Below are 16,814 nucleotides of genomic sequence, written 5' to 3'. Positions count from 1 at the left end.
GATCGTTCCGACCGGGCAAGAAAAGCGCTCTTCCGCGTCTGCCGCCGGGTCGGCGACGACGCGGGCGGAGCAGGGGGAAACGCGGCGTGCGGCTGCCATCCTCGACCGCTCCAAGAGGCTTGTTGCGGTGTGACACCGCAAGTGCTACGTGTCTATCCATCCAGAACGCCTGCTGTGGCCGCAGGGATCTCTGTGGCGGCACACTGTGAATAAGCCCAATTCCCCCTGCTGGCTCCTCAGGGGCTCGGAGGGCCGGCTCCTGCCCCCTCGCCCGACCCCTGGAGCGGTCTGCGCCGTTGAAGTACGATACGGCCCACCGCCGGTGTGCCACGCCATGCCGCCGGCGTGTTCGCCTTCGCCGGCGCGCACCCCGGATGGGCGTCGGCGACTACACGGAGCCGGGCGCCCTTGCTCGATTGAGCGAGCAAGGGCGCCCGGGATGGCCCAGGGGGGCCGGCCGACGGCCCGGTGAGATGCAATCCCCCGGAGGAGCCCGCGCCCATGAGCAACGCCGGCGGCCGACCCCGACTCGCGGGCGTGTACCCCGTCTTCCAGACGCCGTTCCACGAGGACGAATCGATCGACTTCGACACGCTGGAGGCCGAGTTCCGCTGGATCTTCGACCAAGGCGCCGACGGGATCGTGATGGCGATGGTCTCGGAGGTCCTCCGGCTCTCAGGCGAGGAGCGGCGGCGGCTCGCCGAGCACGCCTGCCGGTTGGGGCGGGGGCGGGGGGCCGTCATCATCAGCGTCGGGGCCGAGAGCGCCCGGGTGGCGGAGGAGTTCGCGCGACACGCCGAGTCGGTCGGCGCGGACGCGCTGATGGCGATCCCGCCGATCTCGGTGGCGGTCACCGAGCCGGAGCTGCTGCGCTACTACGAGCGGCTCCTGCGGGCCGTCGCGATCCCGCTGGTCGTGCAGGACGCCAGCGGGTACGTCGGCCGGCCGATGTCGATCGCGATGCAGGCCCGGCTGCTGGAGGAGTTCGGCGATCGGGTGCTGTACAAGCCCGAGGCGGCCCCGATCGGACCGCGTTTGACGGAGCTCCGCGAGGCGACCGGCGGGAGGGCCCGCGTCTTCGAGGGGAGCGGAGGCATCGCCTTGGTGGACAGCTACCGCCGCGGGATCGTGGGCACGATGCCGGGGGCCGAAATCGTCGACGCGATCGTCGCCCTCTGGCGGGCCCTGCAGGCCGGCGACGAGGCGCGCATCTACCGGCTCTCGACGCCGATCGCCTCGCTCGTCGCCCTGCAAACGGGGCTCGACGGGTTCCTGGCCGTGGAGAAGTACCTGCTCGTCCGGCGGGGCGTGTTCCGCAACGCGATCGCCCGCGGGCCCGTCGGCTACCACCTGGACGACGAGACGCGTCGAGAGGTCGATCGCCTGGATTCGCTCCTCCGCGACGCGGTCGAGGCCGCACGCTGAGCGCCCGCCGGCGCACCGCCCGACGGAGGGCTCGATGCGGATTACCGAGGTGGAGGCCATCTCCGCGGCGACCGGGGGTACGGGGCCGCGGCGGCGACGGACGACCCACCTGGAATGGCCCGGAGCGTCATACCCATGATCATCGACGTCCACAGCCACGCCTGGCGGTACCCGGATCACTTCACCGACGACTTCCGGCGGCAGGCGCGCCGGGCGAAGGCGGGCGAGGAGCTCGACCTGACTGTCCGTCATGAGGACTATCGGCGGGGCTCCGTCCCCGACGTGCGGACGATCGTCTTCGGCGGCAAGGCGCGGCTGAGCGGCCTGTGGGTTGAGGACCGGTATGTGGCCGATTACGTCGCCGCGCACCATGACTCGCTCATCGGCTTCCTCTCGCTCGACCCGACGCAGGACGGCTGGGAGCGGGAGCTCCGCGAGGGGCACGAGGAGCTCGGCCTGTGCGGCATCAAGCTCATGCCGATGTACGCCGGGTTCCGCCCCGACGACGAGCGGCTCGACCCCCTCTGGTCCTATGCGACCCGGCATCGCCTGCCGGTCCTGCTGCATACCGGGACGACCTTCGTCTCCCAGGCGCCGCTGGACTGCACGCTGCCCCGCCTACTCGACCGGGTCGCCATCCGCTTCCCCGACCAGAAGCTCATCCTGGCCCACCTGGGGCACCCCTATGAGGGGGAATGCGTGGCGGTGATCCGCAAGCATCCGAACGTCTATGCCGACCTCAGCGCCCTGCACTACCGGCCGTTCCAGCTCTACCACAGCCTGATGCTGGTGCAGGAGTACGGCGTCTGGGACAAGGTCCTCTTCGGCACCGATTTCCCCTTCACCACGGTCCGGGCGTCCCTCGACGGGCTGCGTGGGTTGAACGGCCTTGTCGAGGGGACGGGGCTCCCGCGGCTGGACCCCGAGGCGATCGAGGGAGTGATTTGCCGCGACAGCCTGAGCCGGCTCGGGTTGCATTCGACCGGATGAGGCCGCGAGGTGGGGCCGGTAGGTCAAGGCATCTTCGGACGGAACACCGCCCCGTGGCTCCATGGGCAACGAAGGTATCATTCATCGAAATGGCCGTTCACCATGCAACAGTGCCCAGGAGACCCGGGACGAAACAGGGCCGTGGCCTGTCGCGTCCGGCGGCGGCCGCGGGCGGAGCAGGGGCAATCGGGTGGGGTGCAGGAATCGACCCCGATCGATTCACGAGACATTATCTGATGTGACAAGCCACCAGGACGACTCCCGTGCCCGCAGGAACGTCCCTGGAGGCAGGCGAAAATCTCACAGTGGAAGGCCCTGGGCGCCGCCAGCGGGCGCCTGAGGGGCTCGTGGAGGCGATCCGACCTGGTTCCCCACCGCGAAGGGCGATCGCAGTCGCCAGCATGTCCTCGAATCGACCCGGTTTGGCCGCTCGAGCGCGACCGGATACGGTTCCAACCTCCCATGGCCCCGGGCCGGCCGCAGGCCATCGCCTCGTCGCCGCCCACGATTCATTCAGACATGACGATCGACCCTCCGCCGTGGCCGCCCCGGAGCCCGACTCCCGCCAGAGGATCTCCGTCGGATCGCTCCTTCGCCCGATCCCGGCGGCGTCAGCTCAAAGACGCCGACGACTCGCGGGGCCGCCTCCCACACGTCCCACTTGCTCATGGTGATCCCCCAGCCTTCCGCTTCCAGTTCCTCCAACAGGCGGACACTCATGCCCCGGAGCGGGTCCGAGAGCAACCCCCCCCCCATTCGCCAGGTTCGACGCGAAGATCCGGTGGAGATGAGGGTGCAGCGCCTCGCCGTAGAGGATGTCCGAGCCGATGATCCAGGCGCGGCGACGATCGTCGCCCCAGGCCGTCCAGTCCGCAAGGCGGTATTCGACCGATCGGACGCCGTTCCGCTCGCCGTTATGCCTGCACAGCTGAATGACCAGCTCATCGCGGTCCGTCTGAACCACCCGCGCACCGAGCGACGCGGCGACGATCCCCGGCAGGCCCGTGCCCGCCCCCAACTCGAGCACACCCCGCCCGCGGAATTCCGCCGCCCGGTCGGCGATCTCGTGGGCCGGGGCGATGGCCGAGGGCCAGAGGGCGAGCCCGTAGGGTAGGCGATTCGTCTTCCTGACGATCGCACGCGTCTCGTCCTCATCGGTCAAAACCGCGCCCGTGTGCAGGACCGACCACTCGCGCCCGCCTTGGCGGAGGCGGTAGTCGAACAGGGGGAACTTCCCGTCGGACGTGTCCGGCGCCTTGTCAGCGTTATCGCTCATCCTGGCCTCGAGGTCTGAGCTCTTCAGTCCGCCCGATCCTCGGGTCTCCTCCTCACAAGGGACGCATCGTGCTCGAAGCGGGACAGGCCATTGCCGGCAAGCTCCAACCGGGATAGCGTGCAGAAGAAGGCGACATTCGCCAAGGATAGTCTGATTTGAGGAGCTCATGATGATCAGGTTCTCGGTTCGGCTGTGTGCGATCGCCTTGCTGGGCATCAGCGTCTCGGGGTGCAAGTGGGGCGGCGGTGGCGGGGCGAGCCCCGAGGGCCCCGGCCCCGACCGCAACGCCCTGGTGATCGAGGACGACCCCTTCGGGGAGGCGACCCGGGAGGTCGCCTATCTCGACCAGGGCTGGTCGCCCCGGGACAGCCAGCGATTCTACTTCACCTCGCAGGGCACCCAGATCCTGCCCTACGACTGGTTCCTCGTCCTGGAGCAGCCGGATGGCGAGGGGCTCTTCCGCGACAATCAATACATGCTCCGATTCCGCTTCCTGCCCCAGCGGCCCGACGAGATGAACCCGCACGGCCTCCCGGTGGGCTTCGTCAAGGACGAGGGACGCGACCGGGGCTGGCTGGGCATCACCTGTGCCGCGTGTCACACGACCCAGGTCGACCACGAGGGCGTCGGATACCGCATCGACGGGGCCCCGGCGCTGGCCGACGTGCCGTCCTTCATCCTCGAGCTGACCGAGGCCCTGGAGCAGACCCGCGAGGACGACTCCAGATTCGACCGGTTCGCCGCCCGCGTGCTAGACCGGGACACGCCGGGGCGCCGTGAGGTGCTGAGGCGGCAGCTCGACATCGTGATCGACCGGCGGGAGGGGTACAACGCGCGCAACTTCCCGCCCGACAAGCCGGCCGGCTACGGGAGGGTCGACGCCCTCGGGGCCATCCTGAATGAGGTCTTCCACGAGGCCGTGAGGGATGAGCAGACGCCGCCGACGGCCAACACCGAGCCGGCGGATGCCCCCGTGAGCTACCCGTTCCTCTGGGACACGCCGCAGCACGACAAGGTGCAGTGGGTCGGCAACGTCGAGAACGGCGGCCTGCTCGACATCGGCTCCCTGGGCCGGAACGTCGGCGAGGTGCTCGGAGTGTTCGCCGACCTCGAGCTGGAGCGGGAGCCCGTCCCGCCCGGCTATCGCTCCAGCGTCCGGGTGAAGAACCTCCGCGCCCTGGAGGACTGGGTGCGGACCCTCTGGTCCCCGCAGTGGCCGGATGGCTTCCCGGAGATCGACGGGGAGAAGGTGGCCGCGGGCGAGGCCCTGTACCGGCAGCATTGCCTCGACTGCCACCGCCCCATCGATCGCACCGACCCCGGCCGGCGGGTCGAGGCGGTCCTGAGGGCGGTCGGGACCGATCCCCGGACCGCGGACAACTTCTGGCTCCGCGGCGGCGAGACGGGCAAGCTCGAAGGGGCGTTGGTAAAGGTCATCAACCCGCTGGCCGGCCGGCTCGGCGAGCGGGCCGCGGGGGCGGCGATGCTCAACCACGCCGTCATCGGCACGATCATCGGCTCGGCCTTCGAGGCCCCCGAGGACGCCCTGACGCAGGTCGAGTTCGGCGAACGGCCCGTCGCCGTCGCCCGGGCCCTCCTAGGCGGTGTCTACAAGGCCCGCCCGCTCAACGGCATCTGGGCCACCGCCCCCTATCTGCACAACGGCTCGGTGCCGAGCCTCTACCAGCTGCTGCTGCCGGCCGAGGAACGGGTCCGGTCGTTCAGCGTCGGCTCGCGCCAGTTCGACCCGGAGCATGTCGGCTTCCGCACCGATGCCCCCGGCGTCTTCCAGTTCCGCACCCACGATGAGAGAGAGGAGCCGATCCCCGGCAACTCCAACGCCGGTCACGAGTACGGCACGGAGCTGTCGGGCGAGGAGCGATGGCAGCTGGTCGAGTACCTCAAGACGCTCTGATCCGCGTTCGCGGGCATCCAAACGGTCCGGGCGGGCCCGCGGATGGAGACGAGTTCCATGCGATTTTAACCTTTCGCAGCGACTCGTCCTGTGGCTGGCCCGCAGGGGCCTCTGGCACGAGCGGGGCCTCGTGGTCGTCGACGTTCTAATCGAGCACGACGAGCAGCTCATCGGCCCGCTGATCGCCTTCCATGCCCCGGGCCACACGGCCTCCTACTGGCCCGAGGCCGAGGCCCTCTACCTTGGGGACGCCGTGGTCACCTGGCCGCGTTTCGTACTGGGCTGGAAAGGGGAGCGTGGGAGGCCCGTCCGCACCCTCGCCACCGGCCACGGCTCTCCAGTCCTGACCGAGGGCGGCCTCCGCGACCTCAAGCGGCTCCTGAGAACAGTAGGATGAATGACGTGCTCTTCGGTGGTTGTCCGATAGGCCTCCTCCCTTGTTGGTGGAAGAGATGATGGTAAGGGGACACTCACCTTCCGGGGGAGACCAGACAATAGAGGGGACGTATGGGCACCGGAGGGGTCCAGATCATGGACCATCACGACCCATGCTTGATGTCCCATCTTGCCCCATGTTTCTGGCATGGCGAGCAAGCTGGCTTCGACCCGATTGTCGCTGATCCACGAGCTGGCCCGCAGGGCCCTGGTCGGCTCGGGCCCGCCCGAGGAGGCCATGGCTCGCGGAGCGGCTCTGGGGTCGCTCGCCGGCCTGGGGCGGCGGCCACGGGGCGTGATGGCGGTCCGTTGCCCCGCCTGCGGCGGGACTGAGGCATGCGGGAGTGTGCCGATCCGTGGTCCTGCGGCCCTTCGATCCCGAGCAGCCTGGCCCGCAGCGACGCCCGCTCCTCCTCGTTGATTGCGCCAGCTTCCGCGAGCTGCCGGACCAGCACCAGATCGGCGCGCAGGTCGCCGGGGCTCAGCGGCTCCTCCAGGCTCTTGGCCTTCCTGGCCAGCCATTCCTCCTGGGTGACTATCCCCTCGCCGAGCAACTGGGCCAGCGTGGATAGCTCGTGGTGCAGCGCCGGCATCGAGCCTTCGTCGTACATCATACCCATGGGCATCACTGGGGTCGGGGTCGCCTATTTCTCGACCCACTCAGCATGGGCCGTGGGCGGTGGCAGCGGGGTGGCCTCGACCGTCGCGTGGATGTCCTCGCGGCCCAGGCGAGGTAGAGCAGGAAGACGCCCGCCGGGATGGCGAGGATCAACAACAGCACCAGGCCGTAGCGCTGCTCCAGCCGGGCAATGCGCGCATCGAGTTCCAGCTGCCGCACTCGCGGCGATGTGAATCCGGGATTCGGTCGAGATTGCCGAATATTCCGCCAATGTTCGAAGGGGGGCCGCTACCTAAACGCTTGGCCAGATCGAACCTTGCGGCGATCCGTCGTACAATCCGCTCTGAGCCCAATACGCCCCAGAGGCGGACCGAGCGATGATCGACACCCAGGACAGGATCGAGGCGGTCGCGGAGGAGCTGGACGAGGCCCGCCGCGTGCTCGAAGCGGCCCGCGCGACGTTGCTCCGGGCGGAGGAAGGGGGGGCCGAACCGGACGCGCTCCGGCGGGCGGCCGCCCGGATCGACCGGATTGCCGCCGAGGTCGCGAGGATCGAGCGGGTCTGCGCCGGGCGGCTGCCGGAGGCGAGCGGGGTGGGGTGACGCGACCGCCACCGCCACCCGCCCGGCTCCGCTCAAATCAGCCGGCATCGAGGCAGCCCCTTCCTACCTCGCCGGCCGTGGCCTCGGCCGCCGGGATCATCGGGCCGGCCCCGAAATCCTCGCCGGCACGCCCCGTAGCCGGTGCGAGGGCCAACCCACCGAGCAGTGCGATGACGGCGACCGCGGCGACGACCATCGCGAGGGCGACCGGGAGCGAGGCCGCGTCCGCCAGCGCCCCGATCGCCGGCGGCCCGGCCAGGAACCCGAGATACCCGACCGTCGAGGTGGTGGCGATCCCCGACACCGCCGCCACGCCCGGCACCCGGGACGCCGCGCGGAACAGCACCGGCACGACGTTGGCCAGCCCGGCGCCCACCAGCCCGAGGCCGATGACCGCAGGGATCGGATGGCCCATCGCCAACGCACCCCCCAGGCCGGCGGCGGCAAGCCCGGCGCCGCCACGGAGCAGGGCCGCGTCCCCGGCCGCCCGGCTCAACCGGTCGCCCAGGAACCGGGCCGCCGTCATGCCCAGCGAGTAGGCGGCGAATCCCAGCGCGGCCGCCCAGGCGGGGGAGCCGAGCGACTGGCGGAGATAGACGGCGCTCCAGTCGGCCATCGCCCCTTCGCCGACGAGGCCCAGGAAGGCGAGCACGCCGAGCAGGAGCAGACCGCGCCGGGGCAGGCAGACCCTGCCCTCGTCGCGCAGGGCAGGTGCGTCCGGCAGACGGGGGATGGCCGCCAATAACAGCGCCATGAGCACGGCCCCGGCGCCGGCAAGGGACGCGACCGGCCCCACGCCCAGGGCCGCCAGGCCCGCAGCCGAAGCCGACCCTGCCAGGGGCGCCGAGGCTGAACAGCCCGTGGATCGAGGAGAGGATCGGGCGGCCGACGATCCCCTCGACATGGACGGCCAGGGCGTTGCCCGTCACCCCGAGCACGCCGGTCGCCGCCCCGTATACCGCGAGCGCCCCCATCAGCGCCGGCCGGTCGGGCGCGAGCGGGATGAACGGGAGCACGACGCAGAAGACCGCCGTGGCGCCCCAGGCGAGCCGCCGGGTGCCGACGAGAGGGGCAATCCTCCCGGCCGCCGGCATCGCCACCATGGCGGCGAGGGCCGACATGAGCAGCGCCACCCCGAGGGAGGCTTCGTCCAGGCCGAGCGACGTCTGCACCTCGGGGATGCGCGTCACCCAGCTGCCGACGGCGCCGCCCAGGATGAAGAACAGCGCCCCGACCGCGATCCTGTGGCCCGCGGTCTCAGTTGCCCCCGCCTCGCTCATCCCGACCCCTCGCGGTTCCGCTGTACCTTGAATAGCCACGGCAACCTTCCGTCGCGCCGTTTTGGCGAATCCTATGCCCGACTCGTGCCAAGGCTGCCGGCCGGGCAAGATTGCCGAAGGCAATGACGCTACCCGTGACCGAATTCCAGGCGAAGAAGGGCGCATCGCTCGGACAGGGAGCATCGGCACGCCGGCGCCAGCATCCGGACGGAAGCCCGATCCTTGGGCGACATGGCCAGGTTGGCGGCATGCGATGGCGATCCGTGTATTCGACGGAGGCGACGGCCTGCTGCCTTACGCCGGACGGCGACGCACGATATACGCCGAACTGCGCGGATCTTGCCCCGTCGCCACGCGCTGTTAACATGGGCAAAGGCATCGACCCGCAGCACCCAAGCGAATACATCCAATGGCGCGCAAATCTTCCCGAGCCTCGCAAGCCGATACCGGAACCGTCAGCCAGGACGAACTCGAGGGCACGGAACCGGACACCGAGGGGACGGACGACGGCGGCCTGTCCAAGTCCGAGGCGATCCGCCGGGCCCTATCGGCTGGGGTCGAGAGCCCGAGCGAGGGGGCGCAGTATGTCCGCGATCACTTCGGCATCGAGGTGACGCCGCAGCATTTCAGCGCCTCCAAGGCCCAGCAGAAGAAGCGGCAGGAGAAGGGCGGCGCACCCAAGGCGAGACGCGGCCGGAAGCCGAAGGTCGAGCCGGAAGGCGGGTACCTCGCCCCGCCGCCGAAGACGCAGGCGGTCGACAGCCAGCCCGATCTGCTCGCGGCGCTCGAAGCGATGAAACCGCTGGTCGACAATCTCGGCAAGGCGCAGGTCCATCGCCTCGTCGACCTGCTGGGATGACACGCCGTTGAAGCCTCTCTTTCCCATCCTCGTCACCGCCGGCTTCAGCGCCGTCGGCGTGCTGGGCGACTACCTGCTCAAGCTCGCCAGCGAGCAGGACCGCCCGCTGCGTTCCGGCTGGTTCTACGTCGGCTTCGCCGTCTACGCCTCGACGGCGTTCGGCTGGGTGCACGTGATGCGGCACCTGAAGCTGGCGACCATCGGCGTCGTCTACTCGGTGTCGATGATCCTGCTGCTGACGGCCGTCGGCGCGCTGGCCTTCCGGGAGCCTCTCAAGCCCCCCGAGATCGTAGGGATCGCCCTGGCCGTCGCCTCGCTGGTCCTGCTGATGCGATTCGCGTGACCGATCGGCCACACCCCCTGGACTATCCATAGCCATGCCCGCCCGCAAAGCCAAGCCCGAGCGCGACGTCGCAAAGGCCTACCCGCTCTCCCAGTTCGCCGACAAGCTCCGGAGGCTGGCCGAAGCCGTGGAAGGCGGCCAGCGGTTCCGCATCCAGGTGGCCGGAGAGCGGGTGTCGATCCCGCCCGACGCGATGATCAGCGCCGAGCACGAGCGCGGCGAGGGTGGGGAGGAGGTCGAGTTCCAGATTACCTGGAAGTCGCCGGTGTTGCCGGGGAAGGGCGAGGAGGGGAAGCGCAAGCCGACGGCCGCGAAGAAGCCTCGCGCCAAGCAAGGGTAGGGATTCGAGTGGCGGACGCGCCCAGGGCCCTCGGCTGCATCGGCCGGGTAGCAATCCCGTGCCGGGCATCCGACTTGCAACAGAGCAGATCTCCAAAGACAATTGTCCGAGGAGGATCGTCGCCCCTTCAAGGAACATTGTCTACGGGAGGTCATGATGGCTCCACTCAACCGGGCGGGGGTCTCGGCGGCCTTGCTGGCGTTCGGGGTCACGGCGCGGGCGCAGGAGGCGGTGCCCTATGACACGGCCCCCGACGTGCCCAAGGGCGCCGCGACGGACCTCTTCCACGCCCCGATCCGGCTCTCGGCCGCCGACGGCGTCATCGACAGCGGCCCCTCCTGGGGCCATTCCGGGCCGTGGGTCGAGGACGTCGACGGCGACGGCCGCCGCGACCTGGTCGTCGGCGACTTCAGCGGCCTGTTCCGCCTCTATCGCAACGAAGGCACCGACCGCGAGCCGCGCTACGCCGTGGCGATCAATCTCAAGGCCGGGGACGCCGACGCCAAGGTCCCCATCTACTGATGCATCGGCTCCAGTCCACAGTTTGTGGACTTCGACGCTGACGGCACGCTCGACCTCATCTCCGGCTCGTATGACCCCGGAGAACTGTATCTGTTCCGAGGGCGCGGCGAGGGCGATTTCGATCCCCCCGAAGTGATCAAGGACAGGGACGGCCGGCCGATCCTCAAGGTCCCCGACCAGAAGGATCGCGTCGAGTCGTTCGGCAGCTGGACGACGCTCGTCGACTGGGACTACGACAGCGACCTGGACATCCTCGTCGGCACCTTCGACGGCCTGATCTTCCTCCGGCGCAACCAAGGGACCCGCGCGGAGCCCGCCTATGCGACCGCCAACGAGTGGGTCAAGGTGGGCGAGAAGCCGCTGCGACTCCCCGGCGGCGAGCACGCCAACCCCGTGACCTGCGACTGGGACGGCGACGGGCGCTGGGACATCGTCGCGGGGGCCGCCGACGGCGGCGTCTACTGGTATCGCAACGCCGGCCGCCCCGGCCACCCGGAATTCGAGGCCCCGGTCACCCTGGTCGCGAAGCATGAGGGGATGGGCTACAGCGAGCTGCTGGTGCCCGGCCGGGACCCCGTGCCCGGCATCCGGGCCCAGATCGCCGTGACCGACTACGACGGCGACGGCGAGCTCGACGTCTTGCTCGGCGACTTCGGCACCTATCTCCACGTGCGGGCGGACCTGACGCCCGAGGAGGCGCGGGCCTTCGAGGAGCTACGCGAGAAGGAGGCCGAGGCGACGAAGTTCCTCCGCGACAGCATGGAATCGCTCCGCGCGAAGTATGCGGAGGACATGAAGGGCATCCCCCAGTCCGAGTGGAATACGCCCGAGAACTCGGCCAAGTGGCAGGAGGCGTATACGGCCATGCGGGAGTCGCCCGACTACAAGCGGTACACGGAGGAGTATGAGCGGGTCCAGAAGGAGGGGCTCGCCTACGTCGACCGGACGGTGGCGGGTATGCGGCTCGGGGACGACCCGGCCGTTGCCCACGGGTACGTCTGGCTCTTCCGCCGGAAGTAGCCCCCCGCCCGACGGCACGCCCCCGTTGAAGAACCGGCCCGAACCAAGAGGCCAGGGCCCGGTTCTTCGACGCCACCTTCGTGTCATCGATGCCATCCCTTCGAGGCATGGCCCGTCCCGAGCACCCCCCGCTCGGTGGGACGCTGTTTCAACGCAACATGGGCGCGGTGAACTGGAAATTGCCGGCGTGCGTACCTCCCGCATGGATGCAGCGAACTCCGCTGCCCATCAGGGTCCGGGAGTCGATAGCCATGCTCGCCGTCCAGTCCCACGCCCGCCTTGGCACGCTCGTCGCCACGTCCGACGCCATGGCCGCCATTCCCCGCGACGCGCTGAGCCGGGCTGTCCGCTGCCATGCTTATGCCCGGTGCATCGAGGGCGAGCCGTTCCGGACGCGGCACAGCTGGGAGGGCGTGGTCTTCTACCTGCGGACCGATGGGGGTCGCAGCGAAACGACGATCTGGCTGGAAGAGGAGCGCTGAATCTGTCGCAGGGCGGACCCACTTCGCGAGATCCGGGTAGGGACCGATTCCCCAACCCGGAGGCGAACGATGAAGCGGAGAGAGAATCAGAAGGCACGCCCGGCGGTCGAGGGGCTGGAGCGGAAGGACTTGCAGGCGGCGGTCATCTGCATGTACGACATGCTGGTCACCTCGGTCGTGGCGAGGCCGCCGGATGCACCGCAGCTGGCGACCCCATCGATCCCGATCCCGCCGCCGTCGCGGTGAATCAGAAGCACGTCTTCCCGCGCACGTCACAGATGTCATACCCGTTGGCCCGGTCCGCGTAGATCGGGCCCAGGGGCAGCGTCGCGGCGCTCCTGAGCGCGATTCGACCGTGCCGGCCATTGACGGCCTGCTTCACGGCCGTCGCCGCATCCTCGGCGTCGAGCCCGTCGAACAGCCCGAGCTGGCGCGGCGCATGGGGCCGCATGTCCTCCGCGAACAGGTGCATCCGGGAGGCCAGCGCCCTCGGCACCCACGCCCGCCGCAGGCAGGGACGGAAGGTGTCGAGCAGCACGTCGAAGCGATCGGTCGGCACTTCGAGCGTCGCGTGACCCTCCCCGGCATGCCCGTCGCGGTAGCCGACCCAGACCGCTACGCGCCCGGCCAGCACCCGGTGGTAGAGCAGCTCCTCGACCATCCGCTCTAGGTTCCGCACCAGCCAGGCCCAGAGCACGTCCGGCTTGTCGGTCGGATCGCCGAAGCTGCCGCCGCGTGAGATCACCTTGTGCGGCGTCCGTTCTGCATTGATCGGGATCACGGGGTCGCCGTTCAATTCCCACCACAACGCCTCGCCGCTGGCGGTCAGTAGGCCGCGGATCAGCCGCCGGTCGGATTTCGCCAGGTCGAGGCAGGTGCGGATACCCCAGGGCAGCAGCCGCTTCTCCCTCCTGCCCGCGATGCCCGTCACATCGGTGACCGGGCGTGCCGCGAGCAGCGACTCCTCCGCCGCCTTGTCGAGGATGGCCAGCGCCCCGAAAGGCTTGGCGGTGTCGCTGATCAGCTTGGCGAGCGTGCGGGTCCGGGCGATGCCCACGGTCACGGGGACCCGGATGCGATCCATGAGCCGGTCCCGGACCAGGACGGCGTAATCCTGATAGTCGCCCGCCGGGGGCTTCGCCGCCTCGAAGAAGAACTCGTCGATGGAGTAATACTCGACGCGGGGCGACAGCTCCCGCATCGTCTCCAGCATCAGCCGCGAGAGCACCTCGTACCAGCGGAAGTCGCGCTTGACGTAGATCCCCTCGGGGCAGAGCTTCATCGCGTCCCAGATCGGCATCCCAGTGCCGACGCCGGTCGCCTTCATCTCGTAGCTCTTGGCGATGACGCACGCGCCCTGATTCCCCAGGACGCCGACCGGCATCCCGGCCAGGTGGGCGTACCGCACCCGCTCCGCCGCGACGTAAAACGCGTCGGCGTCGACATGTCCGACCGGGCCTTGGCGCCGCATGGACAGAAGCGTACTATGCACGCACGAACAGTCAAGGCAGAGGGCAGGAAGACCCGACGTGTGCCTCGGAATCGCCGTGACGGAGAGCAACCTGCCCACGGAGTTGATCGGGCGATTCGGGATGGCGCACCGCCGCTACACGCGCGGCGGGCAGGCCGAGTACCGCTTCCTGTTCCGCGACCGCAGGCCGTGCCTGCCGATCTGGCGCGACGGGAGGCTCCAGGTCGCGCGCTGGGGCAACAGCCGGGGCCAGAGCCGCCGCCTGCCGCGCACCGGCTGGACGTGGCAGCAGACGGTGAAGGACGGCGGGTGGCGGGACAGCGGGGCCATCCCGGTCGAGATACCCGCGTCCTACGGCCTGGAGCGCCGGGGCGTGTGGTACCTGATCGAGACGGGCATCCGGGGGCTGCTGGTGCCGGATGAGCGCGGCTGGGCGGTGGCGTACATGCTCTGCGAGCCCGCCAGCCACTACTACAGGATCATGACCGGGGCGGAGCGGATGCCGGTGCTGATCGATCAGCGGATTTGAACGAGAGATACGCTGGCGCTCGCAGGTCGATGACGCCATAATGGGGCCATGAGCCACGCAGATCGATCCGAGACCGTCACCGCCAGCGAGATCGCGAACTTCGTGTTCTGCCCGGAATCCTGGCGGCTGCGGGATGGCCTGAAGCTGCCGCCCGGCAATCGTCCGGCGCTTGCCGCCGGTACCCGGCACCACGAAGCCAAGGCGACCGCTGAACGGGTGGCCGGCGGCTCCATCTCGCTCGGCCGCGTCCTGATCGTTCTCGCCGTGATCCTGGCGGCGATGCTCTGGCTGCTGACCCGATGATGCCCTGGCTGATCGTTGCCGCCGCCCTGGTACTCGGCCTGCTGCTGATCCTGATCGGCAGGGGCGTGCGGGAGCGGCGCGGGCTGGGGCAGGGCCGAACGCTCGATCTGGATAGCCGGAACCTCTACTCGGCGCGGCTGGGGCTGGCTGGCAGGCCGGGTCGGATCATCGAGGGCGGCATCCCGGAGGAATGGAAATCCGCCCGGCGGGTCTACGACTCGCACCGGGCGTAGATGGGCGTCTACTTCCTGCTGATCGAGGAGACGACCGGCGTCAGACCGCCGCACGGCTTCATCGTGACGGGAAATGGCGAGCGGGTGAAAATAGAGAATACGGAGGAGCTGCGTACTTGGGTGCTGGATGTGGCCGATCAGATTCGGGCGGCACGCAGGCAGGTGGACGAAGCGATCCCGGTGAATCCGCGGCCCGCCCAGTGCCGGTCGTGCGGGATGCGGGAGCATTGCGGACAGCGGAGGGGGTGAGGTACTCGGTCCGCATGCCGGAGCGGATCGATCAGAGGATATGAGCCTCACCGTCGCGTTGCATAGCGGGACACGCTCCAATGGGTTTTGCCCTAAGTCCTTATTTTACGCAGTGTAAGTGCAAAAACCGTGCAAGGGGATGATGACGGGTAGCCAGCGGCGGCTACCCGTACTATCGGGCAACGAACCGATCATGCAGCAGCTCCGCGACCGCGAGAGGTATCCGCGACTTCCCGGCCAGCCAGCGGCGAATGGTGCCGCTTCGTCGCCAAGCCTACTGCGGATTCAAGCCGGGGATCTTCTGGAGCGTCTGGATCATCGTCCCCATCTTCTCGTTCATCTCGGTCATCAGCGCATTGCTGCGCGCAATGCCCGCACGCGATGCCTCCATCTCCGCGAGCGTCGCCTCCATGTTCGCGTTCGAGACGTCGATCTTGCCGTTGGACTGGGCGACCTGCTCGATGCTGGCTGCCATCTGACGCTGGGATTCGACGACCAGGCGATTCGACTCGGCCATCAGGGCCTGGGATTCGACCGACTGCCGGTTGGCGATGGCGATCTGCTGGTTTGCTACCGCCAGCTGGTGATTCGCGGTGTCGAGCCGCTGGATGGTCATGTCGACGCGCTCCAGCACGCTGCACCCGGAGAGCATGGAGACGGCGAGCGCGGGGAAGATGAGGCGACTCATCCTGAGTCCTCCCTGGGCGGGCGATGAGGGGCATCCGGGTTGGACAATCGACACGATGACGCGGCGGCCATCGCCCCATTCCGCTGCGGTTGAGCCGGGTCGTAGGGCTTGTGCCGATAGCATCGACGAGACGGGAAAATCGCCCTCTTCCGGTGGCGGGCATCCTCCGCCTCGATCCACGACCATCTCCACCGCCTTCAGGATCGCCAGTTCGTCCGCCCGGCTGATCCTCGACGCCCCGGAGAGCTTCCGGCGGATAGTACGAGGATCGACATTGAGCATCCGGGCGAGCTTCGACTGACCGCCTGGGTCGAGAGAGTCGCAGATGAGCCGCAACTCTTCGCGCGTCATGCCGCCTTGTTCGTCAGCCGGGCGCGGACGGCGGCGATGCTGTCATCGATCAGGAGCTTCCCGTCGCAGAACACCTTCTGCATGCTGCAATCATCAGCATCGATCAGTTCCTGGCGGTCGGCGAGGCAATAGACCCCGTCCACGTTCATCACCTTGAGCAGCCCCCGCGCCGATTTCTTCACGCCGTCATCGGTTTTCGGGTCTTTGTAGATTTCCCTGCCTCCCCCGTTGATCTCACCGTAGGTCGATTTGACCGCGAAGCCGAATGTGTCGCGGGTCGCGTACTGGTAGGTGTAGGAACCGACGCCGAACACCACGTTGTTCGATGCGATGCCTTTGGCCTCCAGCCCGGCCAGGATCGCCTCGGCGCGGGCCAGGGTGATCGAATCCCCGTAGATCAGGCCCACATGGCCGTCGAGCACGCGGAAGCCCTTCTCGGTGGTCGTGCCGCCGAAGATGCCCCACAGGCATTCCACCGCCCCCTTGAAGGCCGGTGAATCGGCTGGCGCATCCGGGTCCCCGCAGATGATCCTGACCGGATCGCCGCTGTCGGGGCGGAACACCAGCTTGCCTTCGCGGGCGAGGATTTCGGGCTTCAGCTCCGCCGCGAAGCCGTTGTTGACCTGCCAGAAATCCCATGTATCAGACACGATGGAGACGATACCCGCCGGATAGAGCCGGGTAATCAGGCGGCGGAATGTCTCGATCTCCCCTTCGCAGGTCCCCATGCACATGACGCTGTGCTCCGTCGCCGGGACCGAGCAACCGATCAGCTCACGCTCCGCGTCGCCGTTGTAGTAATCCTCGATCAGGTCGATGGCGGCGACGGTATCGGTGCCGATGTGGTTGGTCAGAGCAGGGAGGGAGGGGCATCCCTCCCCC

The 16,814-nt window shown here is 68.9% G+C and carries 20 protein-coding genes and 1 pseudogene; 16 read left to right on the top strand and 5 right to left on the bottom strand.

Annotated elements, in window-relative coordinates; all coding sequences use genetic code 11:
- Positions 1 to 501: 501 nt before the first annotated feature.
- Positions 502 to 1,425 (top strand): dihydrodipicolinate synthase family protein, encoded by a 924-nt coding sequence (locus ElP_RS35180; RefSeq protein WP_145279473.1) that lies wholly within the window; start codon positions 502 to 504, stop codon positions 1,423 to 1,425.
- Positions 1,426 to 1,560: 135 nt separating this feature from the next.
- Positions 1,561 to 2,415 carry an amidohydrolase family protein gene (locus tag ElP_RS35175; protein WP_145279471.1) on the top strand — a complete coding sequence of 285 codons (855 nt, stop codon included), beginning with the start codon at positions 1,561 to 1,563 and terminating at the stop codon, positions 2,413 to 2,415.
- 616 nt (positions 2,416 to 3,031) lie between these two features.
- Here the strand turns inward: ElP_RS35175 and ElP_RS35170 are convergent.
- On the bottom strand, positions 3,032 to 3,691 hold the full coding sequence (locus tag ElP_RS35170) for a class I SAM-dependent methyltransferase (RefSeq protein ID WP_231749902.1): 660 nt from the start codon (positions 3,689 to 3,691) through the stop codon (positions 3,032 to 3,034).
- A gap of 166 nt (positions 3,692 to 3,857) precedes the next feature.
- Between ElP_RS35170 and ElP_RS35165 the strand changes: the two genes are divergently transcribed.
- The 3 genes from ElP_RS35165 to ElP_RS35150 all read left to right on the top strand — a co-directional run bounded on the left by ElP_RS35165 (position 3,858) and on the right by ElP_RS35150 (position 7,262).
- Positions 3,858 to 5,606 carry a di-heme-cytochrome C peroxidase gene (locus ElP_RS35165; RefSeq protein ID WP_315852684.1) on the top strand — a complete coding sequence of 583 codons (1,749 nt, stop codon included), beginning with the start codon at positions 3,858 to 3,860 and terminating at the stop codon, positions 5,604 to 5,606.
- A gap of 130 nt (positions 5,607 to 5,736) precedes the next feature.
- Entirely contained in the window at positions 5,737 to 6,003 is a 267-nt protein-coding gene (locus ElP_RS35160) for an MBL fold metallo-hydrolase (protein ID WP_145279469.1), read from the top strand.
- A 1,034-nt stretch (positions 6,004 to 7,037) separates the two neighbouring features.
- Positions 7,038 to 7,262 carry a hypothetical protein gene (locus ElP_RS35150; protein ID WP_145279465.1) on the top strand — a complete coding sequence of 75 codons (225 nt, stop codon included), beginning with the start codon at positions 7,038 to 7,040 and terminating at the stop codon, positions 7,260 to 7,262.
- A gap of 37 nt (positions 7,263 to 7,299) precedes the next feature.
- Here ElP_RS35150 and ElP_RS35145 read toward each other — a convergent pair whose 3' ends face one another.
- Positions 7,300 to 8,016, bottom strand: a complete 717-nt coding sequence (locus tag ElP_RS35145; RefSeq protein ID WP_145279463.1) for an MFS transporter — start codon at positions 8,014 to 8,016, stop codon at positions 7,300 to 7,302.
- Between the two features lie 935 nt (positions 8,017 to 8,951).
- On the opposite strand from ElP_RS35145, the gene ElP_RS35140 reads away from it, so the two are divergent.
- From ElP_RS35140 to ElP_RS39085, 7 genes are all read left to right on the top strand, one after another.
- The gene (locus ElP_RS35140; protein WP_145279461.1) at positions 8,952 to 9,401 is read left to right on the top strand and encodes a thioesterase; all 450 of its coding nucleotides are present in this window, start codon (positions 8,952 to 8,954) and stop codon (positions 9,399 to 9,401) included.
- Between the two features lie 7 nt (positions 9,402 to 9,408).
- Positions 9,409 to 9,744, top strand: a complete 336-nt coding sequence (locus ElP_RS35135; protein WP_145279458.1) for a DMT family transporter — start codon at positions 9,409 to 9,411, stop codon at positions 9,742 to 9,744.
- Positions 9,745 to 9,778: 34 nt separating this feature from the next.
- Positions 9,779 to 10,084: an amphi-Trp domain-containing protein gene (locus tag ElP_RS35130; protein WP_145279456.1), complete on the top strand. Its 306-nt coding sequence runs from the start codon at positions 9,779 to 9,781 to the stop codon at positions 10,082 to 10,084.
- A gap of 153 nt (positions 10,085 to 10,237) precedes the next feature.
- Positions 10,238 to 10,606 carry a hypothetical protein gene (locus ElP_RS35125; RefSeq protein WP_145279454.1) on the top strand — a complete coding sequence of 123 codons (369 nt, stop codon included), beginning with the start codon at positions 10,238 to 10,240 and terminating at the stop codon, positions 10,604 to 10,606.
- 24 nt (positions 10,607 to 10,630) lie between these two features.
- A complete protein-coding gene (locus tag ElP_RS35120; protein ID WP_145279452.1) occupies positions 10,631 to 11,626 on the top strand; it encodes an FG-GAP repeat domain-containing protein in 996 nt (331 codons plus the stop codon).
- A gap of 251 nt (positions 11,627 to 11,877) precedes the next feature.
- Positions 11,878 to 12,108 carry a hypothetical protein gene (locus tag ElP_RS35115; protein WP_145279450.1) on the top strand — a complete coding sequence of 77 codons (231 nt, stop codon included), beginning with the start codon at positions 11,878 to 11,880 and terminating at the stop codon, positions 12,106 to 12,108.
- Between the two features lie 69 nt (positions 12,109 to 12,177).
- Positions 12,178 to 12,354: a hypothetical protein gene (locus ElP_RS39085; RefSeq protein WP_197447155.1), complete on the top strand. Its 177-nt coding sequence runs from the start codon at positions 12,178 to 12,180 to the stop codon at positions 12,352 to 12,354.
- Position 12,355: 1 nt separating this feature from the next.
- Here the strand turns inward: ElP_RS39085 and ElP_RS35110 are convergent, their stop codons facing one another.
- The gene (locus ElP_RS35110; protein WP_145279448.1) at positions 12,356 to 13,579 is read right to left on the bottom strand and encodes a DNA polymerase Y family protein; all 1,224 of its coding nucleotides are present in this window, start codon (positions 13,577 to 13,579) and stop codon (positions 12,356 to 12,358) included.
- 58 nt (positions 13,580 to 13,637) lie between these two features.
- Between ElP_RS35110 and ElP_RS35105 the strand changes: the two genes are divergently transcribed.
- From ElP_RS35105 to ElP_RS40300, 4 genes are read left to right on the top strand one after another with little or no spacing between them, the layout of a single operon-like run.
- A complete protein-coding gene (locus tag ElP_RS35105) occupies positions 13,638 to 14,108 on the top strand; it encodes a hypothetical protein (protein ID WP_145272556.1) in 471 nt (156 codons plus the stop codon).
- A gap of 48 nt (positions 14,109 to 14,156) precedes the next feature.
- Positions 14,157 to 14,411 (top strand): hypothetical protein, encoded by a 255-nt coding sequence (locus ElP_RS35100; protein ID WP_145279446.1) that lies wholly within the window; start codon positions 14,157 to 14,159, stop codon positions 14,409 to 14,411.
- Positions 14,408 to 14,644, top strand: a complete 237-nt coding sequence (locus ElP_RS40305) for a hypothetical protein (protein WP_231749901.1) — start codon at positions 14,408 to 14,410, stop codon at positions 14,642 to 14,644. The genes ElP_RS35100 and ElP_RS40305 overlap by 4 nt, the downstream gene beginning before the upstream one ends.
- The gene (locus tag ElP_RS40300) at positions 14,645 to 14,893 is read left to right on the top strand and encodes a CRISPR-associated protein Cas4 (RefSeq protein ID WP_231749900.1); all 249 of its coding nucleotides are present in this window, start codon (positions 14,645 to 14,647) and stop codon (positions 14,891 to 14,893) included.
- Positions 14,894 to 15,167: 274 nt separating this feature from the next.
- Here ElP_RS40300 and ElP_RS37445 read toward each other — a convergent pair whose 3' ends face one another.
- Together ElP_RS37445 and ElP_RS40295 are read right to left on the bottom strand one after the other, a co-directional pair.
- Positions 15,168 to 15,932 carry a hypothetical protein gene (locus ElP_RS37445; protein WP_151458176.1) on the bottom strand — a complete coding sequence of 255 codons (765 nt, stop codon included), beginning with the start codon at positions 15,930 to 15,932 and terminating at the stop codon, positions 15,168 to 15,170.
- Positions 15,929 to 16,786: pseudogene (locus ElP_RS40295) on the bottom strand (nicotinate phosphoribosyltransferase); the annotation flags it as partial. The gene ElP_RS37445 and the pseudogene ElP_RS40295, both read right to left, overlap by 4 nt.
- Positions 16,787 to 16,814: the final 28 nt, after the last annotated feature.

It is taken from the genome of Tautonia plasticadhaerens (assembly GCF_007752535.1).
Classification (GTDB): Bacteria; Planctomycetota; Planctomycetia; order Isosphaerales; family Isosphaeraceae; genus Tautonia; species Tautonia plasticadhaerens.
Note: the sequence above shows the minus strand (reverse complement) of the source record. Positions and strands in the feature narration are given on the sequence as shown.